This window comes from Archangium lansingense, from assembly GCF_026626635.1.
In the GTDB taxonomy this organism is placed as follows: domain Bacteria; phylum Myxococcota; class Myxococcia; order Myxococcales; family Myxococcaceae; genus Archangium; species Archangium lansingense.
In genome coordinates, this window is the sequence record NZ_JAPNKA010000001.1 from 3,637,963 (window position 1) to 3,661,631 (window position 23,669).

Below are 23,669 nucleotides of genomic sequence, written 5' to 3' on the forward strand. Positions count from 1 at the left end.
GTGTCAGACGATTCGTAGGAGGTGAGTCCCGCGCGCCCGCTCACTGCTCGCGCAGGATGAGCAGCCCGCGCACGGTGTCCACCGTGTAGATGAAGCCATCTCCCGGAATGCGGATGCCGATGGCGCCGTCGAGGTAGTCCCCCTGGTGCGGGTCGCTCTCGCGCCAGGTGTTGAAGTACGCCACCTGGGTGGGCTGCGTGGGATTGGAGACATCCAGCACGCGCACGCCCTCCTGGTACCAGGTGAGGTAGAGCTTCCTGCCCACCAGCAGCATGTTGTGGATGGAGATGTTGGGGCGGAGCTTGAACTCGCCAATCTTGACGATATTGGCGGGGTCGGTGACGTCGAGCACGCGCAGGTGCTCGCCGGGGCCCTCGCCGCCCATGAAGGCGATGGTGCGGCCGCCGAAGGTGCCCACCGCGTTCGCATGGCTGAAGATGTCGAAGTGTCGGTACCGGCCGAGCGTGCGGAGGTCGTTCGGGTTGCTCACGTCGGCGACGACGTAGCCGGCGTGCCCGTAGTTGACGTAGAGCCTGTCGCCCACGGCGAGCATGTCGTGCGCGACGGTGGTGTAGGGCGCGTAGCGGTTGAGCTCGAACGGGTTGAGGGGCGAGGAGATGTCGAGGATGCTCACGCTCGTGTTCATCGTGGCGTAGAGGCGGTTGCCCTCCACGAAGAGCGTGTGGTTGTTGAGTCGGGTGGTGCCGCTGGGCACGGACTTCACGAGCTGGGGATCGGCCGGGTTGCTGATGTCGAAGACGAGCACGCCCTTGTTGGCGCTCGCGACGTAGAGCGCGTTGTCCCTGGCCCACACGGCGTTCCAGTCCGAGTCGCCCGACATCTCCACCGTCTTCACCTTCACGGGCGCGGCCTTGTTGCTCACGTCGAAGACGGTGAGGCCTCCCGTCTTCGTCCGCCGGTTGATCGACACCACGTAGGCGTGGCCCCGCGTCACGTAGACGTCCGCCGGCATGCCGATGTCCACGGCGCTCTCCGAGACGAGCTCCAGGCCCGAGGCTTCGGCCTCACCAGCGCGCCACTTCAGGCGCTCGGACTTGAAGGTTCCACCGAAGCCGAAGCGACCATTGGTGCAGTAGGCGAAGCAGCCGGTGAACTCGGGCGCCTGGGGCGACTCGCAGGTGACGAACGAGTAGCGGCTCGTGCCGCCATCCCGTGTCGGACTGGTCGTGGAGAACAGCCGGGCGTTGCCCTGCCGCGACTCGGTGGCGGCGATGCCGACCAGGTACGAGGTGCCTCCGTCACCGCTGAGCGTGAGCACATCGGCGCCACTGGCCAGGAACTCGCCCGTGTCGAACTCCGTGCGGCTGCTCAGCATGTACGTGCCTTCGGTGCCCGTGTTCGCGAGGCTGTTCTGGTCGCACGCCGAGAGGTCGAAGGTGTCGAAGTCACAGCCGCCCTTGTTGCTGGTGGCGAAGCCGCAGGGCGCGTACCGCTCTGGCTCGGGGCCCGGCCAGTTGCCTACCTCCTCGAGCGGGACGTAGCCGCCATCCCACTCGTAACCGGTGGAGGCATCCGGGGTGGAGGCATCGGGGAAACCCGTATTGCCCGGCATCGGGCAACCGGCGAGCGTGAGGAAGCAGCCGAGCAGCGCCGCTCGGGTGAGTCGGTTCCAATTCATGGTGGGAATCTCCCTGGAGAGGGCGCGCATCCTGGCGAGGCGGAAGCCCCCGCGCAAATCGAGCGCCCCATCCGGCAATCATTTCCCGCGAGGCGTAAAGCCAGACGAAAAGCCTTCAGTCTGGCTTTACCGGGAGGCGTCGGGACGGAAGCGCGTATAGGCGGGATGGGGGCCGTGTTGAGGGATCGTTCCAGCGGCTGATCACACCTGGGCTTTCCATGCGGCCTCACTCGGAGTGTGTTCAGAGCCGCACTCTAGCGCTTCGCGCACCGCTGGCCACTCCATGTCAGGGACGGCTGCTACGCGTCGTGGGTAAGCCTCCATGCCGGCCTCCACGAAGGGGGACTGTGACTACACCGCCTACAACTGGCCGCACGGCCTGGGCGCGGGCAACAAGAACTTCATGGATGACGTGGCGTTCTTCCTCTCACGCATGGACCTGCGCGACGACATGTTCGGCAACCAGAAGCTGCGCACGTATGTCATTGGCTACGGCGACAGCAGCCCCATGCTCCAGAGCATGGCGATGGCGGGGGAGGGCGCGTTCTACCGCGCGAACAGCCCGGCCGAGCTGCGAGACGCCCTTCTGAGCGTCATTGGCGAGAGTCCGGCTCCCGCCAGCTCCACGCCTTGACGAAGTGTCCGCGGGACCGTGCAACCGCGCTACGACGGCACCGGGGTGATGAGCCTCGGGCCGCTATGACGACTTCGAGCCCTCCATCTCGTTCCCCGAGCTGCTCGGAGCGGTCCATGCGCGGGCTCGTCAGGAATACCGGCCGGCCAGCGTCCTGTCGCGAGCCAACCCCTTCCGGAAAGCAGGTTCCGTTGAATCTCGCCTCTTCGCTCCGTCTCCAGCTTGGACTGTTCCTCCTTCTGTGTACGGCGGGGTCTTCCCTGTCCGCTCACGCCGGCCCCAGTACTCCTTCCGAGTCCCTTTTCACCGGATGTACCGCGGAGTTGCTCGGGACCGAGGGGTGGAACTACGAGTGCCGCGGCTTCAGCGCCATCATCTCCGACCACCCGGGTGTCTCCGCCGAGAGCCTGTGGGAGAGCAGCCGCCGTACCTTCGAGGGGCAAGCTGCGGGCCGGATGAAATTCGAGGAAGAGTCGGTGACGCTGGCGGGCCGGAAGGCTCGCATCTTGCGCATGAGCGCGAAGGCGTCGGAGGACCAGGAGAAGTCGTCGTTCGCGGTCCTGTCGGTGGAGGGAAAGGGAGGGCGGCGCGTCCTCTGCAAGGCGGCCTTGGAACAGCAGGCGCTCTGTGGGCGTGTGCTGGAGAAGCTCGCGGGCAACGGCTGGAGGGCCGCACCCGAGGCAGGGGTCACCGTGAAGCAATCGGAGGCGGTGCTCGCGGGCCGGGAGCTCTCCGCGCCTGCCGGATGCAAGCTCCTGGCGGGTGACGGCGACGGACGGATCGAGTGCGGTGACGGCTCACGGCTCGACTGGACTCATCTCCCCGAGGCTTCCCGCCTGAAGACGTTCGTGCGGAATGGCGTGGAGACGTTCAAGGACATCGTCCGGGTTCCGTATGTGGAATTACGCATCCCTTGTGCCATCGATGGCGTCAGGACGGAGTGCACGCACCTGCGCATGCTCGACCCCGCAGGACGGCGTGATGTGTATTTCGGGGCCACCGAGGTGCGAGGCGTGGCGACCTACATCTCGTGCATCTCCGGCGGCTCCTCACGGGAGTTGCCCCAGGCCTGCCAGCAGGTGCTGAGCTTTCGCTGAGCCCCTGGGAAGGTGTCCCCTGGGAAGGTGTCTGGGAAGGTGTCAGACGATTCGTAGGAGACGAGGTGTCAAAGCCCCGAGGCTGTCGCCCTGCGAGAGCGCGGTCGCGACGTTGTGTCCGGAGTATCCATTCTGATTGGTGCCCATGCCACCGGAATTGTTGGTCGTCCCCTTGGCCACGAGCACGCGGCTCGTCGGGCTGTAGAGAATCGAACTCAGGAAGTTCGCACGGGAGTCCAGGTTCCCGACGGAGCAGCCATTGCTCCAGAAGAAGAGGAGCCTCTTCCGCAGTTGCAGGGCCACGCGGCCAGGCTCCTGTGCCTCATCCGGGACGCGCAGTCGAAACGGGCCCTGGAGGGACTTCGCCATCGCTACCCCTGCCGCCGCTGGATCCACGGGATTGGTGATGCCCATTTATGGCGCGGTGAGTGAGATCAGGCCACTGTATTGCGCGATCGGCTGGCTCGTCCGCTCGTCGGCGGGCCTCAAGGTGATGTCGGACACGGCTCACGACTTCATGGAGCGGATCAACCGCGAGACCGTCGACAGTGCTCCTCTCTACGAGAGGGCGAGCGAGCACTGCCAGCTCAACGACTGCTCCACCGAAAGCCCCCGGTAATCCGGCGAGGACCCGGGCACTGACCCGTGGCCATCTTCACCGCCGGCCTGCGCAGCCCGCAGGTCTCTCGCGTGTTCGGATCCGCGGGCTCACTCATGGACGCGTCACTTCAGCAGGTTGAGGAAGGTGTTGATGACGATGGCATTGGTGAAATCGATGAAGAATGCCCCCACCATGGGCACGATGAGGAAGGCGCGCGGAGCAGGGCCATACTTCTGGACCAGCGCCCCCATGTTCGCGACGGCGTTCGCAGTGGTGCCGAGCATGAACCCGCACAGACCGGCACCCATCACCGCAGAGTCATAGTCTCTGCCCATCAGGCGGAACATCGGCCACACACAGACCGCGGCAACGAGGACCACCTGCACTGCCACGAGGACCAGAATGGGCAGCGCGACCGAAGCAAGCTTCCCCAGATCCAGCGTCATCAGCGCCATAGTGATGAACAGGGAGAGCGCCACGGCACCGATCTCCTCGAGGGCCTGGCCTGAGAGCCGCAACCACCGCGTCCGGTCATCGAGGTTGCGGAGGAAGGCCGCTGCCAGCATCGCACCGATGTAACTCGGGAGCGTCACCTCGAGCGCGGTGAAGCCCCGGCTGATCCATTCACCCGCCCAGAGGACCGCCAGCATGATCACCACGTGCTTCAGGAGGTCCTGAGCGTCAGCCCCACCGCTGGAACTCGAGACAGCGGTCGTCTCGTCAGGCGTCGCGGCCGGGCGTGGGGGAGCCGAGGAGCGCAGCGAGTTTCGCCGGATGAGCCAGGTCCCCACGGGTCCTCCGACCAGCCCACCGGAGATGATGCCCAACATGGCCGCGGCGATGGCGATGGCGGATGCGCCAGTCACCCCCGCCTGCTCGAAGAGTGGCGCAAAGGCGAGTCCGGTGGCTGGCCCACCTGTCAGCGTCACGGAGCCTGCGAGCACGCCGAAGAGGGGATGAACTCCGAGCGGATACGACAGGGCCACCCCTACGGCGTTCTGCACGATGGCAAGCAGGGTGGAAGCGACGAAGAAGATGACGACGTGAGGCCCTCCCATTCGGAGCAGCGAGAGAGACGCGGCGAACCCGATGCTCGCGAAGAAGGCGATCATCAGCGGGCTCTGGAGCGTGGTGTCGAACGTGAGGGTCGTATCGCCAGCGCTCCGGGCGGCGGTCAGCGCGGTGGCCACCAGCAGGCCGCCAATCACCGGAGCCGGGATGTTGTACCGGGAGAGCACTGGGATGAGCCGGCGCACTCCGGCACCGATGTAGAGCGCGATCCCGGCGAAGGCCAGGGTCTCGACGAGGGTGAGCTTCATGAGCGCCGAAACATAGTCGAGACAGCGCTCGCGGGACTGGAAAGCCGCAGCGGCTCCACGGTGGTGAAGAAGTACGGCCCGGGGGAATGGCCAGTGCGGAGGAGGGGAGGGTGGCGCTTGAGGCAGCGACCAGGAAGGAGCCGACCGCCGATATGCGCGTCCGGGTGAGGGATTTCATTGGCAATACCTCACTCAGGAGCAACTCCACCTCATGAAGACGTGTTGCTGGACGCCGTTGCGGTTCATGCTGTCTGTTCTGACCTTCTGCGCCATGGCCTGCCACTCGGAGGAGATGCCCGAGCAGGCGCCGCCCGCGAGTGGGGCGGTGAGCGCGCCCTTCGATGTCGGCGCCGTGATGCGGCAGGTGCACTTCGCCTATACCCCAGAGAGCCAGGGCTGGCGTGGCGGGCACTCGACCTATGCGGTGCGTGCTAGCGCCGAGGGGCTCACGCTGACCACCGCGAAGCCTGCCGGGAGTGCGCGGGCCCACGCGCCGGCCCGAGAGGAGGCAACGCTGGAGCTGGGCAGGGCTCTACTGATGCGAGGGGAGAGGGCGCTGGGAGGGCCCACCTCCGAGGGGCGTGTGGAAAAGGACGGCCATCTGGCGCTGGCGCGAGAGGACGGCATCGTTGAGCACCTGCGCAACGCCGAGGAGGGCGTGGAGCAGTCCTGGACCTTCCAACGGGCACCGGAAGGACAGGGGAACCTGCGGGTGCGCATCCCCCTGGCGGGGCTGTCCTTCTCGGGAGCGACGGCGAGCGGTCTGCACTTCGCGGACGCGCGCTCAGGGCTGGGCTTCCGCTATGGCCAGGTCACGTGGGTGGATGCCACTGGCCGGCGCACGGAGCTGAAAGCCACCTACGAGGCGAGCCACCTGCTGCTGAGCGTGCCGCAGGAGCTCGTCGAGGCGAGCACCTACCCGGCTTCGCTCGCCCCAGTCATCTCCCCCGAGCTCGGAACGGACGAGCCGGTGGTGACTCCGGCTCCGGGCAATCAGGTGCAGCCCGCGGTGGCTTCCGATGGAATGGACTACCTCGTCATCTGGCAGGACTACCGCCTCGGTGACAACGTCTCGCGCATCTACGGGACGCGCGTGACGCCGATGGGCATCCTGGTGGACCCCTCGGGCCTGAGGATTGGCACCGCATCCGGGACGGGGCGTCATGAGTCCCCGGCGGTGGCCTACAACGGGAGGGAATACCTCGTCGTCTGGGCGGACTTCACGGATGACCTGAACGCGAACATCCTCGGCGCGCGGGTTTCGACTCGGGGGAGCGTGGTGGACTCGACGCCCCTGGCCATCAGCACCGCTGGCGGCCATCAGACCTCTCCGGCGGTGGTGGCCGGCATGGACAACTGGTTCGTCGTCTGGGAAGACGCCCGCGGCGCCGAATCGATGGACATCTATGGCGCACGTGTGATGCAGGACGGCCAGGTGGCGGACCCCGAGGGCATCGCCATTGGCACCGGTGCGGCAGCCCAGCGCCACCCGGCGGTGACCTTCAACGACACGAGCTGGTTGACCGTCTGGATGGATGAGGGCTCCGATTCCACCGGTGACATCCGCGGCGCGCGTGTGTCGACGGAGGGCGTGGTGCTGGACTCCCCAGCGCTGGTGATTGCCGCGGCGGCCGGCGCACAGCGCTCTCCGAGGGTGGCCTCACGCTATGGGTCCTCGCTCGTGGTGTGGGAGGACTCACGCCAAGGCAGCGATACGGATATCTACGGCGCGCGCGTGACGCAGCAGGGCGTGGTGCTGGATGCGTCGGCGCTCGTCATCAGCTCCGCTCCGAACAGCCAGTACGCGCCCGTGGTGGCCGCGAGCCCCAATGAATTCCTGGTCGTCTGGGAGGAGCTCGGCAGTGGGGAGTGGAACCTCCAGGGCACGCGCGTGATGTACGACGGCAGTGTGCAGGCGCCGGCCATCGTCGTCAGCGCGGCGGCCGGCACCCAGTCCTCGCCGGCCGTGGCCACCAACGGCAACGAGTTCCTCGTCGTCTGGAGCAACCAGCGCATGGGCGACCCCGAGACGGACATCCAGGGCGCGCTGGTGCGCATGGGGAGCGTGTCCCCGCCGGTGGAGCTGAGCCTGGATGAGGGGAGCGCATCGGCCGCCAACGAGGGCAATGTGAAGGTGGCCTCCAACGGCGCGGACTACCTCCTCGTCTGGGAGCCCCAGCGAAGCTCCACCGCGCACATCTGCGCCGCCCGCGTGTCGAGCACGGGCGAGGTGCTGGACCCATCGGGCATCACCCTCAGCTCCGCGGGCTCATGGCAGCGCACTCCCGCGGTGGCTTCGGATGGGGTGGACTGGCTCGTCGTCTGGGTGGATGATCGCAGTGGCGACTTGCCGGATATCTACGGTACGCGCGTGTCGAGCACGGGCGAGGTGCTGGACCCCCTGGGCGTGGCCATCCGCGCCACCGCGGCGTCGGAGTCGGCTCCCGCCGTGGCCTCCAATGGCAATGGCTATCTCGTCGTCTGGTCCGCGCCCGGCTCCGATGGCTCGATGGACGTCCTGGGGGCGCGGGTGACGAGCCAGGGCCAGGTGCTAGATACCTCCGCGCTGAGCGTGGCCATCGCCCCCCGCGGGCAGGCAGCCCCGCAGGTGGCCTCCAATGGCGCGGACTACCTCGTGGTATGGGTGGACGGGCGCCAGGGCATCCATCCAGACATCTACGGCACGCGCGTGACGGCGGGGGGAGCGGTGCTGGAGGCATCAGGGCTCATCATCAACGCCGCTCCGGGCTCCCAGTACATGCCCGTGCTGGCGTCCAACGGCGATGGCTGGCTCGTCGTCTGGGCACACGTCGGGAGCCGTTATGAGATGCGTGGGACGCGGGTGACGAGCGCCGGCCAGGTTCTCGACACCTCGGGCTTCGCCATCGGCTTTCGGACCCAGTCACAGTCCTACCCGGCAGTGGCTTCCGATGGCCTGGACTACCTGGTCGTCTGGAATGAGTCCAGCGGCGGCCAGGCGGACGTCTACGGAGCGCGCGTGTCGGCCATGGGCCAGGTCCTCGACTCGACGGGCTTCCCACTCTCCAACGCGTCCTACGGGGAAGCGCACCCCTCGATTGCCTCCGCGGGCCCCTCGGGCTACCTCGTGGCCTACTCGCGCGTCGAGGACGGCAAGCCCCAGCGCACCCGTGCACGGCTCGTCTCCTTCGGGCAGCCGGTGTCCGTCTCCCTGGCCACCATGAGCTCGCGTTGAGCAGCCGCTTCCGCTAGAGCCCGCGCTTCTGCAACTGCGCGAGGCTCAGCCCCTGCGCCCTCCAATGCCGCAGCTGGCCGAGGGACCACTGGTATTCCCCCTCACTGAAGAGGCCCTGCTCGACGGCGGCGGCATACCAGGTCGCGGCATCCTCATAGCGCTGCTCGGCCTGGGCCTTGAGTGCGAGAAAGAAGGGCAGCTCCTGCTGCTGGTCCGGCTGCCTCGCCAAGGCCAGCACCTCCTCCTCCCGATGAACTGCTCTTCCGGGTGCGTGCCCTTCAGCAGCAGCCTCGGCGCCACCACGTGGAGCCCCATCCCGAGTTGCTGGGCGGACAGCCGGCTGGAGCGCACCGCTCGCTGCACGCGCCCCATCCGCGCCAGCCGACGCACCCAGAGATGGCTGGCCACTCCCGCCCCCGCGTCGCGCTCCGCGAGAGCCTCGAGGACATCGTCCTCCTGGAGCAGGAAGGCGCGGGCCGCACCTCCGGATGGAAGCGCCGATGCGAGCTTGCGCGCGGTACGCTCGTACCCCAGGACATACGCGAGCAGCGCACGCTCCTCGGTGAGGGCCGCCGAAGTCGTCGCACGCCCCAGCGCCAGCAGCGCCAGGGCCCGGGCTGGGACGGCATCGGCGGTTTCGGTCAGGTCCGAGAGCTGGAGCGCCAGGGCCACCGTGGCCCGAGCGGCGCCCACGAGCGTGGCGGGGCTGCGCCTACCGCGGGACCAGGCTTCGTCGAGCTCGCGCAGGGTCTCCAGGGTCTCACGGCCCATGGGAAGCGGCGACGCGCTGGGGGGGAGGGGGCCCTCCTTCAGCTCCAGCCGTTTCACGCCCAGTTGGTGGGCGCGTGCCTCCAGGTGAGACAGGGCATCAGCGAAGTCGGGGAACGCTGGGAGCCCTCCCACCTCCTTCCCCTCCACCTGGAGCACCCACCTGCCCTCATGGAAGCGGGCATTCACGGAGGTTGATGCGCTGCCCCCCAGAAGGCGCTCGAGCTCGGAGATGGCTCGCAAGAAGCGCGCGTCCGGCTTGCCGCGGAAGGACTCCTCGTACGCGGCCCGGAACGAGGGGAGGCCCTGGAGCCGGATGGGCGGGTCGCGCGGGAGCGGCATGGGCATGCCGGGCAGAGGAACGGTGGGAAGCGCGGACGGCGCGGGAGCGAGCGCCTGGCCGGAATAGACGAGGGCGCAGGCCAGCAGGAGGGTCAGCAACAGCAGCAGCCGCGGCCGCGGAGAGAGGGCGGGCATCGGCTCCTCCTCTCAGAATCCAGGACACGAGCGCAACCCCCACGGAGTGAGCGCTTTTTTCCACATCGCGGCCGATATCTCTTCCCCCCTTGCGGATTCATGCCTCCGTTGCCCCGGAGGTCGCCGTCCGTGCAGAATGCCCTGACACTCAGATTGTTCCGATCGCCCCGCATTCAGGTGAAGGAGAAGGACCGCGGCAACGCGGACGTGGCGGCACGGGCCCTGGCGGGAGACCGTGAGGCCTGGGGCGAGCTCATCCAGCGCCACAGCCATGAGGTGCTCGTCTTCCTGCTGGCACGGGGCGTCCGGGTGGACCGGGCCCAGGAGCTGATGCAGGAGACGTGGGCCACGCTGCTCGCCCAGCAAGAACGCGGCAAGCTCCAGCAGCTGCGGCTGCCCGGCATTGCCCTCACCCAGGCCCACTTCCTGCTTCTGCACGAGGTTCGCCGCCGGCCCGAGCGCTTCGCCAGCCTGGAGGACTTGAAGGTCGAGGTGCTGGAGGATGCTACCCCTTCCCCCGAGGCGCAGCTGCTGTCCAGGCAGGAGTTGGAGCGGGCCCGTGCCCTGCTCGAGCAATGCTCCCCCTCTGGCCAGCGCGTCTTCCAGCTCGTCTTCGGTCGTCCCGACCTGAGCCATGCGGAAGTCGCCGAACATGTGGGACTCTCCGTGCAGCGTGTGCGGCAGATTCTCTGGGAAATCCGCAGCCGCCTGCGCCAGCTGCTGGAGGAGGACCGCCATGAGTGAGCAGCCCCACCTCACGGCCGAGATGGCCGCTCAGTACCTGCATGGCCTCCTCGAGCCACAGCAGCGGTCCTTCTTCGAGGCGCACGCCTCCCAGTGTGACGCGTGCGCGCGGGTGCTCCAGCGGGAGGCGCTCGCGGAGGTGAAGCTGCGCGGGCTGGCCCGAAGCGAGCCTTCCGCCCCCAAGCGGCTGCTGGCGCGCTCCAAGCCGCGGCTGCTGCTGGCCGTGGCCGGGCTGGCGGCGGCTGCTCTGGCGTTGTTGTTGCTGCGCTTCCAGGTGTTTCACCCTGCATCCTCCACTCAGCCCACGGGGGCGGGCACGGAGGTAGCGGACCAGGTCATCCAGTGTCTGTCCGGGGACAACCGATCCGCTTGTCCTCCCGCCGCCCCGTACCCGGACTCCTCCAAGAGGAACTCGCCACCCTCCCGGGACAAGGCGGAAGCCCAGCTGAGAGAGGTGCCCTCGGACAAGCCTCTCGCCCCTGCGGACGAATACGACTGACGCGACCCCTGTGAACATGCCGCCGCTGGGACGGTAATCCGGAGCCCTGGCCGATTTGTGGTGTGGGCCTAGGCGTCTTGCCTCATACCCGTCGAGTGGCCGCGAGGGTCGCGAGGAGGAGGAGCAAGGGGCTGCGAGACTGGCGGCGCAGGTGATGGGGGGACGCCTGCTGCTGGAGAGCGAAGGCCCCGGCAAGGGCTCCACGGCCACGCTCGAGCTCCCTGTCTCGCAGTCCCTCTGACAGGGCGGCCCACCCGCCCAGCCCGGAAAAAAGAACCGGTTTATTAACCCTCATCAATGCGGGCGAGGGCGCCCCCCCCTACTCTCGAGGCCACAACGTCGCTGAACGTTCTGGAACCCTCGCGATGAACATCACCCGCCTTCACTCCCGCTCCCTGGGAATTCTCTTTCTCCTTCCGTTCTTCGCCTACGGCATGGGCACCGCGCTCGTCACCTCCGTCCTGAAGGATCCGGAGCACCTGGCCTTGGTGGCCGGTCAGAGGACGCCGTTCGTCGGGGGCGCGCTGCTGCTCCTGTTGAACTCCATCACCGTCGTCGGGATTGGCGTGCTGTTCTTTCCGATACTCCGCGAGCGGAGCCCGAGCATCGCCGTCGCGTACGTCTGCACGCGGGTGATGGAGGCGCTGATCCTCATCGTCGGAGTGGTGTTCCTTCTGTGCATCCTTCAGCTCGGAGAATCCGCGCAAGGGCAGACGACGCCAGAGTTGGTGACCCTGTTCAAACTTCTCTCGAAGGGGAACTTCTGGGCGTACCAGCTCGCGATGATCATCCTGGGGGCCGGCAGCGTGGCGTTCTGCCTGTCGCTGTACCGCTCCCGGCTTCTTCCATCGTTTCTCCCGCTGGTGGGCGCGGTGGGCTACGGGCTTCTGGCGCTGGGGTCCGTGCTCGAGCTCTTCGGGCTGCCGTGGGGCGTCCTCTTCTCCGGGCCCGGGGGCCTGTTCGAGCTGTTCCTCGGCGGCTGGCTCATCGCCAAGGGGTTCCGGACGGTCACGCCTTCCGTTGCGGCGTAGCCGGCTTGTCGCGCGTGGCGATACGCTTTCGGATCCGGCTCAGCGACTCGGGCTTCACGCCGATGTAGCTGGCCAGCTGGTACTGGGGAATCCGCTGGAGGATGCCGGGCCGCGTCTTCGAGAGCTTGAGGTAGCGCTGCTCCGGGGTATCGGTGAGATAGGAAGCGAACCACTCCTGCTGTTCCGCCAGGACCTTCTGCATCACCATCCGGGAGATGCTCTCGAAGCGAGGGAAGCGTCGATACAGGTCCCCCTCGCGTTGCTCGGTGCCCACCACCACCGTGGTGTCTTCCGCGCAGACCAGGAAGTGATCCGCCGGGGTCTGGTTCATCATGCTTTGAATCGAGAGGACCCATTCGTCCTCGGTGAAGAACCCGTTGCTCCGCTCTTCACCGTCGACGACGTAGTACTGGCGGACGCAGCCCTGGAGGACGAAGTAGGCCTCGGTGCAGACCTGGCCCGCCATGAGCAAGTGCGTGCCTTTCGGACAGGTCTTCACCACCATGCTGTCCAGGATGGCCTGGGCTTCCTCGTCCGACAGAGGAGAGATGCGGCGGAAGTAGTCGACGAGCTTGTGTTTCATGAGAGCACTGCGCGACCTGCGGGGAGCCCCATCATCCCACCAAGTTCATCCGACCGCGAGTCGAGAGAGACTACTGCGCCAGCTCACGCAAGAACGACGCGACCACCTCTCCCAGGCGCTCGGGTTGTTCAAACGGAAGGCCGTGGCCGGCGTCCTGTACCTGTGCGATTCGCACGCGTGGGTTGAGCCTCCGCAGCTCCGTTGCCATCTCGAGCGTGACGACAGGGCTGCTGTCCCCAATGACGAGCAGGCTCGGGACGTCAATCGCGCTCATCACGGCGCGATAGTCGGGGTTGGGGGGCGTGAGAACGTCGAAGGCGTCCGGAGGGGTCTTCAGTCTCGCCTCGGCCAGAAGCTCGACGAGCTCGGGCGAGCGACGCGGGTGTCGGGCTCGGAGCTGCGCGACGAGGTCAGACTTCTGCATGCCGAGGGTCCGGCGGTGTTGCTCGGCGACGTCGCTGTCGTGCACCTCGCGCTGGCGCTCGGGGCTCAAGAACGTCGGATCGACCAGGATGAGGCCGCGGAGGCCTCCCGCCCATCGACTCGCCACCACCGCGGCGGTCATGCCGCCCATCGAGTGGCCAAGCAGAACCGGACGAGGGAGTTCCAAGCCGCGGATGAGACCCTCGACGTCTCTCGCGTGATCGTCATACCGGTAGCCGTGGTGCGGCGCGCTCGAACCGCCGTGCCCTCTGGCGTCGGGCATGACGACGTCGAACTCACCCTCGAGCGCGCGAGCCAAGGGCGTCCAGCAGGCACCGTTCCCGGTCAATCCGTGGAGCAAAACGACGGGATGCCTGGCGCCTCCGGTTCGGAGGTAGTGGACGTTGATGCCGTTCGTTTCGCAGACTCCACTGCGCCAGGTCGTCATGGTGTCCTTGCCTGCTGTTGCCTTGCTCGGCGGAAGACGCTCACTTCCGGCGGGTAGCGCGTCGAGCCAATTCGATTGCGGCTCGAAGGCGGGTGGAGATTAAGCTCCACGGCATGCGCGTGCTTGCCCTTCTTTGCTTGCTCCTCGGTGTCTCCGCTCGCGCGGAAGCGCCACGGGATGACCTCCTCCAACGCCTGGGCGAGGAGGAGGAGCGGAAGCTGGCCATCCCCGGTTGCCGCACCGTGGAGAGCTCGGTCACGGAGGAGCTGGACTCGGAGGGCAAGGTGAAGGGACGGCTGACTCGCAGCTACGAGGTCACCCGCTCCGGAACCACGGTGGTTGCACGCAAGCTCCTCTCCCAGAAGGAAGAGGGGGACCTGTCCCGCCAGCTCAAGGAGGAGCCGAAGGACCCGCCGAAGAACGAGGACGACAAGGCGAGGATGTCCCCGTTCCATCCGCGGGCCAGGGCGGATTACCGCTTCGAATCCACACCGGGTCCGAGCGAGGGGCTCGTGACCGTGAAGTTCGCCCCCGTGAAGCCGGACAAGAAGCGGATGAAGGGACAGGCGGTGGTGGATGCGCGGGCCGGGAAGGTGATGACCCTGCGCATTTCCCCCTCCGACATGCCCCCCATGTTGGATGAGCTCCAGATGGACTTCCTGGCCTACACGGAGACCCCGTGCGAGCGGCAGCCCACGCGGATGAACATCGCCGCCTCGGGCGGAGTCCTCCTCTACAAGGTGCGCTTTCGTACAGAGGTGACGGTGACCGGACACCAGAAGGTGGACGTGCCGGGCACCGCGACCGGAGCGCGCTGACGGGTGTCCGCCCTCCGGAGATGCATCCGGAAGGGGGATGACCTGACACCCGGAAGCCTGTCATGCCCTGGAATGCCGAGCGGTGATGAGCGCCGCCCCGCGAGCACTCTCTTGGTTTGGATGGCAACGCACGTGCACGCGCGCCTCACCAGGCCAGCAGGGGGCAGCTCCCGTCACGCGGGCCCCCTCGAGCGCCGCGAGCAACGTCAAGAGTTCAAGGCCCCCTTGCGTCAGCCGGTGACGGATGCCCGGTCCCCCTCCTTCAGGACAGACAGGCGCTCCAGGACGTAGTCGAGCATGCTGTGCGCCAGCGCGTGCTCTCCCATCACCACCCGGTCCACCCCTTGCGACTCGAGGTAGGCGCGCTCCTCGTCACCGTGCGTCCGCACGACGGCGGGAAGGGAAGGGTTCACGCGCTTGACCTGCTCCACGATCTCCCGGGCTTGGAGTGCGTCCGGCGTGGCGACGATGAGGATCCGGGCCGAGTCGAGATGCGCATGATCCAGGATGCCAAGCACCGCCGCGTCACCATAGATGGCGGGCACTCCCTGCTCGCGCAGGCGCTCGACGTATTCGCGATTCTGCTCCACGACCACGAAGGGAATCTTCCTCTCCACCAGGCTCCGGCCAATCACGCCCCCCACACGCCCGTAACCGATCAGCACCGCATGGTCTTGCAGCCGGACGTCGCCCATTCCCACGGGCAGCTCCGTCAACTCGTCCTTGGCCTGCTCCATGCGGGCCGCGAACCTGGGGTGGCGGCGGAGCCATCCCAGGATCGGGTCAATCATCTTGAAGACGAGCGGGTTGAGGGTGATGGACAGCAGGGCGCCCGAGAGCACCAGGCTCTGGCCTTCCCTCGGCAGCAGGCCGAGCGAGATGCCCAGGCCGACCAGGATGAACGCGAACTCGCCAATCTGCGCCAGGCTGGCGGACACCGTGAGCGCGGTGTTCACCGGGTAGCGGAACAGCAACACGATGAGGAAGGCGGCCAGGGACTTGCCCAGGACGATGATGGCCATCACGGCCAGCACCTGGAACGGCTGCTTCACCAGGACCATCGGATCGAAGAGCATGCCCACCGACACGAAGAACAACACCGCGAACGCGTCCTGGAGCGGGAGCGACTCTTCCGCGACCCGCTGACTGAGGTCCGACTCACTCACGACCACGCCGGCGAAGAAGGCGCCCAAGGCGAAGGAAACGCCAAAGAGCGCCGCGGCCCCGAACGCGATGCCCAGCGCGACCGCCAGCACCGACAGCGTGAACAGTTCCCGAGACCCCGTTCCGGCAACCTGCGACAACAGCCAGGGCACCAGCCGCTTGCCAGCGACCACCATCACCACCACGAAGAGACAGACCTTGCCCAGGGTCACGCCCAGGGTCCAGAGGAGGCTGCCCCCTTCGGAGGCCGCCGCGGAGGGAACCCCTGCTCCCCCCAGGACACTGCCCAGCGCGGGAAGGACGACGAGGGCGAGCACCATGGCCAGGTCTTCGACGATGAGCCAGCCCACCGCGATGCGGCCATTCACCGAATCGAGGAGGCCGCGTTCCTCCAGGGCACGCAGCAGCACCACGGTGCTGGCCGTCGACAGCGAGAGGCCAAACACGAGGCCCGCGCCGAGGCTCCATCCCCAGAAGTGCGCGACCGCTGCCCCCATCAGGGTGGCGGCGGCAATCTGCACGATGGCTCCCGGCACCGCGATGTTGCGCACCGCGAGCAGGTCCTTGATGGAGAAGTGAATCCCCACCCCGAACATCAGGAGGATGACCCCAATCTCCGCCAACTGGCTGGCAAGCCCCCCGTCCGCCACGAAGCCGGGAGTGAAAGGCCCCACGGCCACTCCCGCCAGCAGATAGCCCACCAAAGGTGGCAGCTTCAGCTGGCGGGCGACGAACCCGCCGACGAAGGCCAGTCCGAGTCCTACGGCGATGGTGGCGATGAGCGAAGTGTCGTGGGGCACGGCAGGGTTCTCCCTGAGAGCTCTCTGGATGCAGTCTGAAAAGCGGCGCCGCGAGGACCCTCCCCTTGGGGTGGGACCCTCGAACACCTTTCGGTCATGGGTGGTCTGGAGCCGACGATCGCGAGCGATTCAACGAAGGTCAGCAACACTGGAATCTACTACACCGCTTCTTTGATTCCCAACCTTTAATGAGCGGTCGAATGCGGCGCGCCGAATATAGGAAGGACAGGAGCCTGGTAGGGGGTGCTCCTCATCGCGACGGCCGTCCTCCTGCGCCGCGGCGAAGGGAACGCTGGTCCTTCGGCGTGACGCATACGCATAGGGCAAATGGGAAGCCTCATGAGGTTGAAGGGCTGGTGAGGACAGGCCGAGGAGGGCCGCCGCCTCGAGCGCCACGTTCGCCGCCTCCCTACCTGCTGGGGGAGCGCGACGATGGAGCAGGGCGGCTAGCGTTTCGCGGCCAGCTTCTTCAGCACGCGGTACTGCGCGGCGAGCATCGGCGGGTTCGGATCATGGCCGGTGCGCGGCACCATGATCAGTTCCTTGCGCGGGGCCGTGATGCGCTCGAAGTAGCGGCGCGTGACGGAGGCCGGCGTGACCAGGTCCTCGGTCCCCTGGATGAGATAGACCGGCATCTCGAAGTGCGTACCGAGCTTCGGCAGCTCGATGCCCTCCATCATGCCGTCGCCCTTCATGCCGACCGCCTGGAGGTACGACCAGTCGTCGGCTTCGTCGAAGGCCGCTGCATGCGGAGCGTACAAGGGCGCCAGCTTCCACCACTCGGCTCGGGGCGGCTCGGTGCGCGCGCGCTCGTACTGCCGGGTGACGCGGCGCAGCGCGCCGAAGCTGCGCGGGTCGGTCCACGGCGGTGGTCCCACTTGCCGCACGATGGCCATCGCCTTCTGGTCGCCGGCGGCTTTGGCCGCGGCCAGCGTCTGTTCGTACGAGGCCCGGCCGTCTTCGATGCGGCTCACCAGTTGTGCCGTGCCGACGTAGGCACTGAACAGGGACGGCCTGGCCAGCGCCATGTGCACGCCCAGCACGGAGCCCCATGATGAGCCAAATAGGATGACGCGCGGCTGGCCGAGCCGGCGCGTGACGAAGGCGGCCACTTCGAGACCGTCCTGCGTCATGCGCTCGATGGTCAGCTTGTCGCCTTCCGCCGGGCGGGTTTTCACGAAGGTCATGCCAGCGCCGCGCTGGTCCCACTGGACGAGCATGAAGTCGCGCTCCCAGTCGCCATACAGTGCGCTGGCGTACGGACTCAAGGCGTTGCCGGGGCCACCATGGATGAACAGGACCGCAGGATTGCGGCAGTCGGCGCCATCGATGGTCACCCACTGCGGGATGCCGCCGATCTGGACATAGCCGGCTTCATGCACCGGCGCGCCGCCGGCAGGGCAGTTGAACTGGGCAGGGAGCTCCTGAGCCGCAACGGACAGCGACAGGCCGCAGGTGAGGAAGGCGAGCAGTCTTTTCATGGGTTGGCGATGAGTTGAAGGAACTGCAGGGTGTATCGGACGTCTCTGATCGATCAACCGCAGACCGCCAGACCATTGAATCGCGGTGGTGTGACGGCTCAGGGCCGCAGCCGCGCGTACATGGCTTGATCGTGCACCACTCCATCCTTCACGGCGCTGTGGCGCAGGATTCCTTCCAGGACGAAACCCGTCTTCTCCAGGATGCGGCGCGAGCCCACGTTGTCCACGAAGGGCAACGCGAACAGGCGCAGCAGCGAGGTGTCCTCGAAGGCCCATGACACGAAGCCAGCGAGCGCGGCGCTGGTGATGCCTCGGCCCCAGTGCGACTCGCCGAGCCAGTAGCCGACCTCCGCCGAGTACCGCTCGATGTCCGAGCCCGGAATCATACCGATGGAACCCACCGCCTCGCCCGAGACTTCAATGGCCAGGTTCGTCAGTGGGTGCGCTCCAGAGGCGTACTGCACCCAGGCCTCCGCGTCGGCGAGGGTGTAGGGGTGGGGAAAGCGGTCCCGGAGGTTCAGCCACACCGCGCGGTTGTTGGCATGCCGTACCAGGGAGGCCTCGTCACCGCGCTGGAAGGCACGGAGGGCACAGGGACCACACTCGATTCGGAGCGGCTTCGTCATGGGCCTGCACTATTCCAGTGGTGCTTCGTGATGGATAGGGCAACGTGGAGGCCGTGAAACCAAATGCTTCGTGATGACGGCCGCTCGGGCGACGTCACAACGGCACATTGACCGCAATTCCCTCGCGGCCGGAAATCCACTCGCGCAAGTACTGGTTGAGCTCCCCGTAGAATGACACCGACACCAGATCAGCCACCGCAAAGAGTTCGCGGAGCAGTGAATCCACATGGTTGTTATGCGTTTCGGCCGCGTCAGCGTCGACGTACTCCTCAATTATCGAATAATGACCGGGCCTCTGCGTGACGAACCACTGGTAGCGCAACGTTCCCGGCTCGGTCGCAGCGGTGGATGCCAATGCCCGCGCCACCCGCAGGAACTCTGCCTCCCCGTCGGTCCGTGCTCTGAACTCACATATCACCAGAAGACTCATACGATTCTCCTACGCAGGCCGCGCTTTGAGGGTCGGTTTTCGTCGTACCACTCGGCAGGCTGGAAGTCGTTCAATAACCTGCTGCGCGCCGCGATGGCGAACAGGAAATGTGAGTCTGCTGCTCGGGCTCGGGCTCGCGGTGCTGTCGGCGGTGCTCCTGATGACGGTGCGCTTGCCGGCGCTGGAGCTGGCGTGGTTGCTGCTGGTGGTCGTTCCCATCGTCTTCCTGGTGATGGAGGCCTCGTTGGCGCTGGGGCGGCTCCCCCGGCTGGATGGTGAGGAGCGGGAGCTCACCGCCTTCTTCAGCGACATCCGCGGCTTCTCCAGCTTCTCCGAGACCTTCCAGGACAAGCCGCGCGAGCTGGTCCGCGTGCTCAACCGCTCAACCTCAAGAAGTGAGAGGAACCGATAGAACGGAAGTAAAGGGAGGACGCCATCGGTTCGGGATATTCTTCCGGCCGTCCCCTCACATCTCCCATGTGTGAGGAAGTCCCATGTCCTTTGGTCGGCTGTGCATGACAGGCCTTGCCCTGCTGGTGTGGGCGGGTTGTTCCCACACCCCGGGCGCGTCACAAGGCCCAGGCGCCAACCCCGCCTCGGCTCCGCGAACCGAGCATGTCTACCTCCTCCCCCTCGAGGAGACGCTCCTCGAGGCCCAGACGCTGCTGCAGGAGCGGCGCCTCGTCCTGGAGCCCTTCGAAGGGGACCCCCACCGGCTCATCAGCTCCTGGGTGCAGCATGCCCCGGACAGCGTGCTCAGGACCCGAGAGCGCTACCTGCTGGTCGGAATCCAGGTCGCGCCCAAGCAGTCCGTGGTGCGCGTCTTCCGGTTGACCGATGTCTCGATTCCAGGCGGCACCGCCGAGGTCGCCTCCTACTCCGAGGTGAAGATACACCCCGATAAGATCGAGATGGATCCCTTCACATACGGCTTGGAGGAACCGCGCACCCTGCTGCGTGGCACCCGGGATGAAGCCATCGAACAGGAACTGACGCGGCGGCTGGAGAGCAGGCCCTCCATCGAGATCGTTGGAGATCGCGCCCCCGAGTCGCCCCTGACGCCGCGCCGGGACGAGAACTTCTATCTCCAGGGATGGAAGGAGCCCGCTCGCGTCTCGCTGTGCGAGAACTGGCTCCGGGACGCGAAGGAGCTCTTGCGGCCCGGCCAGACCGTGCTGGTCGGCGAACAGCTCGGTACCCGTGAGGTCCCGGCCCTGGTGGGAGACCTCGCCTGTCAGGCTGCCGCGGCCGGGTTGGCCGTCACGCTCGGCATCTCCATGCCCAAGAACGAGCAGTCACGGCTCAACACCTATCTGGCCAGCCGTGGCGCCCCCGCGGACCAGGACATGTTGCTGGATGGAGACTTCTGGCGCAGACCCTACCAGGACGGACGCAGCAGCCGGGCCATGTTGATGTTGGTGGATCAGGTGCGGGCACTGCGCGCCCAGGGACTGCTCATCAACCTGGTGGCCTATGACACGGACGATTCCCACGGCAGTCAACGCGACAACGTGCTGGCCCAATATTGGTTGAAGCGACGCGCGGAACACCCGGACGAGTTCATCCTCGTGCTGGCGGGCAACGCCCACGTCACCACCCTCAAGGGTGCTCCCTGGGACAAGGACTACTCCCCCATGGGTTGGCACCTGGCACAGGCGGATCCGACGCTCAAGGCGCTCGACCTGAGCCACCTGCCGGGCTTCCGGTGGGCGTGTAATTTCAACGCGCAAGGCCAGCTCGACTGCCGCGTCTATCGGATCGCTCACACCCAATGGCTCCCGTCGATCACTCTCGTGACCCCCTTCCTCCACCTCTTCCCTCACCTGAACGGCAAAGGGTACCACGGGGTCATCTACACGACCCGGCTGACGCCCTCGCTACCCGCCACGGCCCCGATCTCCAAGCCGAAGTAGGGCGGGCCACGCTCCGGCTTCTTGACGTATAGGAAGGACAGGAGCCATGTAGGGGGTAGAGGGCGGGAGCAGAGCGGGTAGGGCAGGGACGTGGTGCTCTTCGCTATCGTCGTCTGCCTCCTGGAGCTACCTCGCCTTGTCGAGGGCGGCTCGTGCATCCCGCAGCCGATGCACGAGCTCGCCAGACCTCGAGGTTGCCTCGTTCAGGGCACGGACTTGGGCAGGGGATTGGCCGCCTTGAACGTGCTGTAGCTGGTCATCAGGTTGCGGTAGTCGGGGATGTGGTTCGAGAACAGCGTTCCCAGCCCCTCGATGTCACGGCGCCAGTCGCGGTGCAGCTCGCAGGCGACAGCGAACCACGTCATGAGCTGCGCGCCCGCCGCGGACATCCGGTCCCAGGCGGCCTGGCGCACGACATCGTTGAACGTACCCGAGGCATCCGTCACGACGAACACCTCGAAGTCCTCGGCGAGGGCCGACAGCGCCGGGAAGGCCACGCAGACCTCGGTCACGACGCCCGCGAGGATGAGCTGCTTGCGTCCGGTGGCCTTCACCGCCTTGACGAAGTCCTCGTTGTCCCACGCGTTGATCTGTCCGGGGCGGGGGATGAACGGCGCATTCGGGAACTTCTCCTTCAGCTCCGGAATCAGCGGACCGTTGGGGCCCTGCTCGAAGCTGGTCGTCAGGATGGTCGGGAGCTTGAAGTAGGCCGCCAGGTCGGCCAGGGCGAGCACGTTGTTCTTGAACTGGTCCGGGTTGAAATCGCGGACCAGCGACAGCAGACCCGCCTGGTGGTCCACCATCAACACCACTGCGTTGTCACGGTCGAGACGGCTGTAGGGCTTGCTCATGGTTCTCTCTCCTTGTGGATTCGCCGCTGTGGCGGCGCGTCGTGATGGAAGGAGTATGCGGAGGCGCCGGTCCGACAGGTAGCCACCGAAAACGGTAAGTTCTGTTCCACCCATTGGACAATGTGTGGGCGCTCGAGCGGTTCGAGTCGTCCCCGGAGACGTGAGGTGGCTCAGCCCCCGTCAGGCCTCGCCGCCACGGGGGGCCGGAGCGGCCCCATGACCCCCACCACCAGCCAGGTGAGCGAGAGGGCGAGCCAGGCCGCGGAGAGGGCGCTCCACGCCTGGGGCGCGCCGGCCCGCATCAGCCATACCGTCACCGCCACGCCCATGACGAGCACCCGCGCCAGCTCCAGCGGCAGGCTCCAGCGTTTCGACTCCAGCATCCCGCTCCAGGCGGTCGCCATGCCCCAGAGCAGCAGGCTCAGCACCAGCTTGCTCCAGCCCGACAGCGGTGAGGCATGGTGGCTCACCAGGAGCATGAATGGCATGGACGCGAACAACTGGAAGACGAGGTAGCGCCGGATGCCGGGCAGCTCCGTCGAGGAGAACTTCACCTCCACGCCGTCCTGCTTCCAGTAGCCTGGCGAGCGCGGGGGAAGGTCCGCCGGCCGCCAGCCCGTGGGCATCACCCAGATTCGCAAGCGGTCCCACGTGCTCTTCGTCGCGAGCGCGTCGCCGATGAGCCGGGCCCAGGCCTGGAAGTTGATGGCCGTCGGGTCCCACGTGTTCGCCGGGGTGGTGAGGCCGTAGGAACAGGGTTCGAGCTCCTCGGCGTAGGTGCCGAACATCCGGTCCCAGATGATGAGGAATCCCGCGTAGTTCTTGTCGATGTAGGCGTCATTGCGCGCGTGGTGCACGCGGTGGTGCGAGGGCGTATTCAGCCAGGACTCCACCCACCGGGGCATCTTGGGGATGACGCGGGTGTGCGGGATGAACTGCAGCACCAGGTGGAAGGCCACCATCGCCAGCACCGCCTCGGGTGGGAAGCCCACCAGCACCAGCGGCCAGTAGAAGAGGAACGAGAAGAGCCGCTGCGTCACGCTCGCGCGCAGCGCCACCGCGTAGTTGAGCTCCTCCGTGGAGTGGTGGGGCGAGTGCGCCGCCCAGCCGATGTTGGTGCGGTGGCCGAAGCGGTGGAACCAGTAGAAGAGGAAATCCACCCCGAGGAAGAGGGCCACCAGCGACAGCGGCGACGAGACGTCGAGCTGCCACGGAGCGAACTGACCGAGCCGCGTGAAGAGGGGAAGCACCAGCAGCGCCACCGCCACGTTGACGCACTGGTTGAGCACCGCCGTCCCCATGCTCGCGATGGAGTCCTGGAAGCTATAGTAGCCGTTGCGCCTCGCCACGCAGTACGCGAACTCCGCGAGCGCCAGGACGATGACGAAGGGCGTGGCCACGGCGTAGATGTTCAAGGTCATTCGTGCTGGTGTATGGCATCCGGGCCGGTCGCCGCCTTGACCTGGGTCAACCCGAGGGGATTCCCCCATGAGATTCCCGAAGCTCTTCGAGCGCCTCGCGGCGCAGGTCTCCCTCCCCGCGGACGAGTGGGAGAAGGCCGAGGCGCTGGCGTCGGAGCAGGTACTGGCCAAACGCGAGCTCTTCCTCCAGCCCGGAGCGCCGTCGGACCGTTTCGCGCTGGTCCTCCAGGGGGTCTTCCGGGCCGTGCGCGTGTCAGCGAGCGGCGCCGAGTCCATCAAGGCGTTCCGCGCGGAGGGCGAGCTGATTGGCGCCTATGCGGAGATGCTGCAACGGCGGCCCTCGATGACGGCGATCGAAGCGCTCGAGCCGAGCCGCGTGCTGGTGTTCCGGACGCGCGACCTCGAGGTGCTCGAGCGGGGCCACGTGTGCTGGGAGCGGCTGGCGCGGCGGGTGGCGGAGCTCCATTTCATCCTCAAGGAGCGCCGCGAGCAGGAGTTCCTCGACCTGACCGCGGAGGAGCGCCTCATGCGGTTCTGGGAGGAGCACCCGCACCTGAAGGGTCGCGTCTCCCAGCGCGACGTGGCGGCCTATCTCGGCATCACCGAGGAGGCCCTGAGTCGCATCATGTCGCGCCGCCGCAAGCAGCGGGGGTGAGCACTTCGTCCCAGGGGCCCCCATATCCCAGGG

23 protein-coding genes are annotated in these 23,669 nt (G+C 66.9%); 11 read left to right on the forward strand and 12 right to left on the reverse strand.

Annotated features, from left to right (window positions below):
- Positions 1–40: 40 nt before the first annotated feature.
- A complete protein-coding gene (locus tag OV287_RS14795; RefSeq protein ID WP_267534656.1) occupies positions 41–1,639 on the reverse strand; it encodes an LVIVD repeat-containing protein in 1,599 nt (532 codons plus the stop codon).
- A 322-nt stretch (positions 1,640–1,961) separates the two neighbouring features.
- Here OV287_RS14795 and OV287_RS14800 point away from each other — a divergent pair, with 322 nt between their 5' ends.
- Positions 1,962–2,273 carry a hypothetical protein gene (locus tag OV287_RS14800; RefSeq protein ID WP_267534657.1) on the forward strand — a complete coding sequence of 104 codons (312 nt, stop codon included), beginning with the start codon at positions 1,962–1,964 and terminating at the stop codon, positions 2,271–2,273.
- Between the two features lie 323 nt (positions 2,274–2,596).
- Positions 2,597–3,370 carry a hypothetical protein gene (locus OV287_RS14805; RefSeq protein WP_267534658.1) on the forward strand — a complete coding sequence of 258 codons (774 nt, stop codon included), beginning with the start codon at positions 2,597–2,599 and terminating at the stop codon, positions 3,368–3,370.
- Positions 3,371–3,412: 42 nt separating this feature from the next.
- On the opposite strand, the gene OV287_RS14810 is transcribed toward OV287_RS14805, so the two are convergent.
- On the reverse strand, positions 3,413–3,739 hold the full coding sequence (locus OV287_RS14810) for a hypothetical protein (protein WP_267534659.1): 327 nt from the start codon (positions 3,737–3,739) through the stop codon (positions 3,413–3,415).
- 37 nt (positions 3,740–3,776) lie between these two features.
- Here OV287_RS14810 and OV287_RS14815 point away from each other — a divergent pair, with 37 nt between their 5' ends.
- Entirely contained in the window at positions 3,777–3,989 is a 213-nt protein-coding gene (locus tag OV287_RS14815; protein WP_267534660.1) for a hypothetical protein, read from the forward strand.
- Positions 3,990–4,093: 104 nt separating this feature from the next.
- On the opposite strand, the gene gltS is transcribed toward OV287_RS14815, so the two are convergent.
- Positions 4,094–5,290, reverse strand: coding sequence for a sodium/glutamate symporter (gene gltS, locus OV287_RS14820; RefSeq protein ID WP_267534661.1), 1,197 nt, complete (start codon positions 5,288–5,290; stop codon positions 4,094–4,096).
- A gap of 211 nt (positions 5,291–5,501) precedes the next feature.
- On the opposite strand from gltS, the gene OV287_RS14825 reads away from it, so the two are divergent.
- Entirely contained in the window at positions 5,502–8,504 is a 3,003-nt protein-coding gene (locus OV287_RS14825) for a hypothetical protein (protein ID WP_267534662.1), read from the forward strand.
- Positions 8,505–8,549: 45 nt separating this feature from the next.
- On the opposite strand, the gene OV287_RS14830 is transcribed toward OV287_RS14825, so the two are convergent.
- Positions 8,550–9,749: a hypothetical protein gene (locus OV287_RS14830; protein WP_267534663.1), complete on the reverse strand. Its 1,200-nt coding sequence runs from the start codon at positions 9,747–9,749 to the stop codon at positions 8,550–8,552.
- 153 nt (positions 9,750–9,902) lie between these two features.
- Here OV287_RS14830 and OV287_RS14835 point away from each other — a divergent pair, with 153 nt between their 5' ends.
- The 3 genes from OV287_RS14835 (at position 9,903) to OV287_RS14845 (ending at position 12,023) form a co-directional block, all read left to right on the forward strand.
- Positions 9,903–10,493, forward strand: coding sequence for an RNA polymerase sigma factor (locus OV287_RS14835; protein ID WP_267534664.1), 591 nt, complete (start codon positions 9,903–9,905; stop codon positions 10,491–10,493).
- Positions 10,486–10,992: an anti-sigma factor gene (locus tag OV287_RS14840; protein WP_267534665.1), complete on the forward strand. Its 507-nt coding sequence runs from the start codon at positions 10,486–10,488 to the stop codon at positions 10,990–10,992. The genes OV287_RS14835 and OV287_RS14840 overlap by 8 nt, the downstream gene beginning before the upstream one ends.
- 365 nt (positions 10,993–11,357) lie before the next feature.
- On the forward strand, positions 11,358–12,023 hold the full coding sequence (locus OV287_RS14845) for a DUF4386 domain-containing protein (protein WP_267534666.1): 666 nt from the start codon (positions 11,358–11,360) through the stop codon (positions 12,021–12,023).
- Here OV287_RS14845 and OV287_RS14850 read toward each other — a convergent pair.
- A complete protein-coding gene (locus tag OV287_RS14850) occupies positions 12,001–12,606 on the reverse strand; it encodes a Crp/Fnr family transcriptional regulator (protein ID WP_267534667.1) in 606 nt (201 codons plus the stop codon). The genes OV287_RS14845 and OV287_RS14850 overlap by 23 nt on opposite strands.
- Positions 12,607–12,676: 70 nt before the next feature.
- Complete coding sequence (locus tag OV287_RS14855) at positions 12,677–13,477, reverse strand: alpha/beta fold hydrolase (RefSeq protein ID WP_267534668.1); 801 nt, start codon at positions 13,475–13,477, stop codon at positions 12,677–12,679.
- A gap of 113 nt (positions 13,478–13,590) precedes the next feature.
- Here OV287_RS14855 and OV287_RS14860 point away from each other — a divergent pair, with 113 nt between their 5' ends.
- Positions 13,591–14,295, forward strand: a complete 705-nt coding sequence (locus OV287_RS14860; RefSeq protein WP_267534669.1) for a hypothetical protein — start codon at positions 13,591–13,593, stop codon at positions 14,293–14,295.
- Positions 14,296–14,525: 230 nt separating this feature from the next.
- Here OV287_RS14860 and ybaL read toward each other — a convergent pair whose 3' ends face one another.
- The 4 genes from ybaL to OV287_RS14880 all read right to left on the reverse strand — a co-directional run bounded on the left by ybaL (position 14,526) and on the right by OV287_RS14880 (position 18,796).
- Entirely contained in the window at positions 14,526–16,259 is a 1,734-nt protein-coding gene (ybaL, locus tag OV287_RS14865) for a YbaL family putative K(+) efflux transporter (RefSeq protein ID WP_267534670.1), read from the reverse strand.
- Between the two features lie 446 nt (positions 16,260–16,705).
- Entirely contained in the window at positions 16,706–17,740 is a 1,035-nt protein-coding gene (locus OV287_RS14870) for an alpha/beta fold hydrolase (RefSeq protein ID WP_267534671.1), read from the reverse strand.
- Between the two features lie 98 nt (positions 17,741–17,838).
- Entirely contained in the window at positions 17,839–18,366 is a 528-nt protein-coding gene (locus OV287_RS14875) for a GNAT family N-acetyltransferase (RefSeq protein WP_267534672.1), read from the reverse strand.
- 94 nt (positions 18,367–18,460) lie between these two features.
- Positions 18,461–18,796 (reverse strand): putative quinol monooxygenase, encoded by a 336-nt coding sequence (locus OV287_RS14880; RefSeq protein ID WP_267534673.1) that lies wholly within the window; start codon positions 18,794–18,796, stop codon positions 18,461–18,463.
- Between the two features lie 109 nt (positions 18,797–18,905).
- Between OV287_RS14880 and OV287_RS14885 the strand changes: the two genes are divergently transcribed.
- Both OV287_RS14885 and OV287_RS14890 read left to right on the forward strand, forming a co-directional pair.
- Positions 18,906–19,208 (forward strand): hypothetical protein, encoded by a 303-nt coding sequence (locus OV287_RS14885; protein WP_267534674.1) that lies wholly within the window; start codon positions 18,906–18,908, stop codon positions 19,206–19,208.
- Positions 19,209–19,290: 82 nt separating this feature from the next.
- Positions 19,291–20,709, forward strand: a complete 1,419-nt coding sequence (locus tag OV287_RS14890; protein ID WP_267534675.1) for a hypothetical protein — start codon at positions 19,291–19,293, stop codon at positions 20,707–20,709.
- A gap of 203 nt (positions 20,710–20,912) precedes the next feature.
- Here the strand turns inward: OV287_RS14890 and ycaC are convergent, their stop codons facing one another.
- Positions 20,913–21,560: an isochorismate family cysteine hydrolase YcaC gene (gene ycaC / locus OV287_RS14895; RefSeq protein WP_267534676.1), complete on the reverse strand. Its 648-nt coding sequence runs from the start codon at positions 21,558–21,560 to the stop codon at positions 20,913–20,915.
- Positions 21,561–21,730: 170 nt separating this feature from the next.
- On the reverse strand, positions 21,731–22,981 hold the full coding sequence (locus OV287_RS14900) for a sterol desaturase family protein (RefSeq protein ID WP_267534677.1): 1,251 nt from the start codon (positions 22,979–22,981) through the stop codon (positions 21,731–21,733).
- Between the two features lie 67 nt (positions 22,982–23,048).
- Between OV287_RS14900 and OV287_RS14905 the strand changes: the two genes are divergently transcribed.
- A complete protein-coding gene (locus tag OV287_RS14905) occupies positions 23,049–23,636 on the forward strand; it encodes a Crp/Fnr family transcriptional regulator (protein WP_267534678.1) in 588 nt (195 codons plus the stop codon).
- Positions 23,637–23,669 lie beyond the last annotated feature (33 nt).

Coding starts and splice junctions, on each gene's coding strand:
- OV287_RS14795 (WP_267534656.1), bottom strand. CDS start 1,639: ATGAATTGGAACCGACTCACCCGAGCGGCGCTGCTCGGCTGCTTCCTC.
- OV287_RS14800 (WP_267534657.1), top strand. CDS start 1,962: ATGCCGGCCTCCACGAAGGGGGACTGTGACTACACCGCCTACAACTGG.
- OV287_RS14810 (WP_267534659.1), bottom strand. CDS start 3,739: ATGGCGAAGTCCCTCCAGGGCCCGTTTCGACTGCGCGTCCCGGATGAG.
- OV287_RS14815 (WP_267534660.1), top strand. CDS start 3,777: ATGCCCATTTATGGCGCGGTGAGTGAGATCAGGCCACTGTATTGCGCG.
- gltS (WP_267534661.1), bottom strand. CDS start 5,290: ATGAAGCTCACCCTCGTCGAGACCCTGGCCTTCGCCGGGATCGCGCTC.
- OV287_RS14825 (WP_267534662.1), top strand. CDS start 5,502: ATGAAGACGTGTTGCTGGACGCCGTTGCGGTTCATGCTGTCTGTTCTG.
- OV287_RS14830 (WP_267534663.1), bottom strand. CDS start 9,749: ATGCCCGCCCTCTCTCCGCGGCCGCGGCTGCTGCTGTTGCTGACCCTC.
- OV287_RS14840 (WP_267534665.1), top strand. CDS start 10,486: ATGAGTGAGCAGCCCCACCTCACGGCCGAGATGGCCGCTCAGTACCTG.
- OV287_RS14845 (WP_267534666.1), top strand. CDS start 11,358: ATGAACATCACCCGCCTTCACTCCCGCTCCCTGGGAATTCTCTTTCTC.
- OV287_RS14850 (WP_267534667.1), bottom strand. CDS start 12,606: ATGAAACACAAGCTCGTCGACTACTTCCGCCGCATCTCTCCTCTGTCG.
- OV287_RS14855 (WP_267534668.1), bottom strand. CDS start 13,477: ATGACGACCTGGCGCAGTGGAGTCTGCGAAACGAACGGCATCAACGTC.
- OV287_RS14860 (WP_267534669.1), top strand. CDS start 13,591: ATGCGCGTGCTTGCCCTTCTTTGCTTGCTCCTCGGTGTCTCCGCTCGC.
- OV287_RS14870 (WP_267534671.1), bottom strand. CDS start 17,740: ATGAAAAGACTGCTCGCCTTCCTCACCTGCGGCCTGTCGCTGTCCGTT.
- OV287_RS14875 (WP_267534672.1), bottom strand. CDS start 18,366: ATGACGAAGCCGCTCCGAATCGAGTGTGGTCCCTGTGCCCTCCGTGCC.
- OV287_RS14880 (WP_267534673.1), bottom strand. CDS start 18,796: ATGAGTCTTCTGGTGATATGTGAGTTCAGAGCACGGACCGACGGGGAG.
- OV287_RS14890 (WP_267534675.1), top strand. CDS start 19,291: ATGTCCTTTGGTCGGCTGTGCATGACAGGCCTTGCCCTGCTGGTGTGG.
- ycaC (WP_267534676.1), bottom strand. CDS start 21,560: ATGAGCAAGCCCTACAGCCGTCTCGACCGTGACAACGCAGTGGTGTTG.
- OV287_RS14900 (WP_267534677.1), bottom strand. CDS start 22,981: ATGACCTTGAACATCTACGCCGTGGCCACGCCCTTCGTCATCGTCCTG.
- OV287_RS14905 (WP_267534678.1), top strand. CDS start 23,049: ATGAGATTCCCGAAGCTCTTCGAGCGCCTCGCGGCGCAGGTCTCCCTC.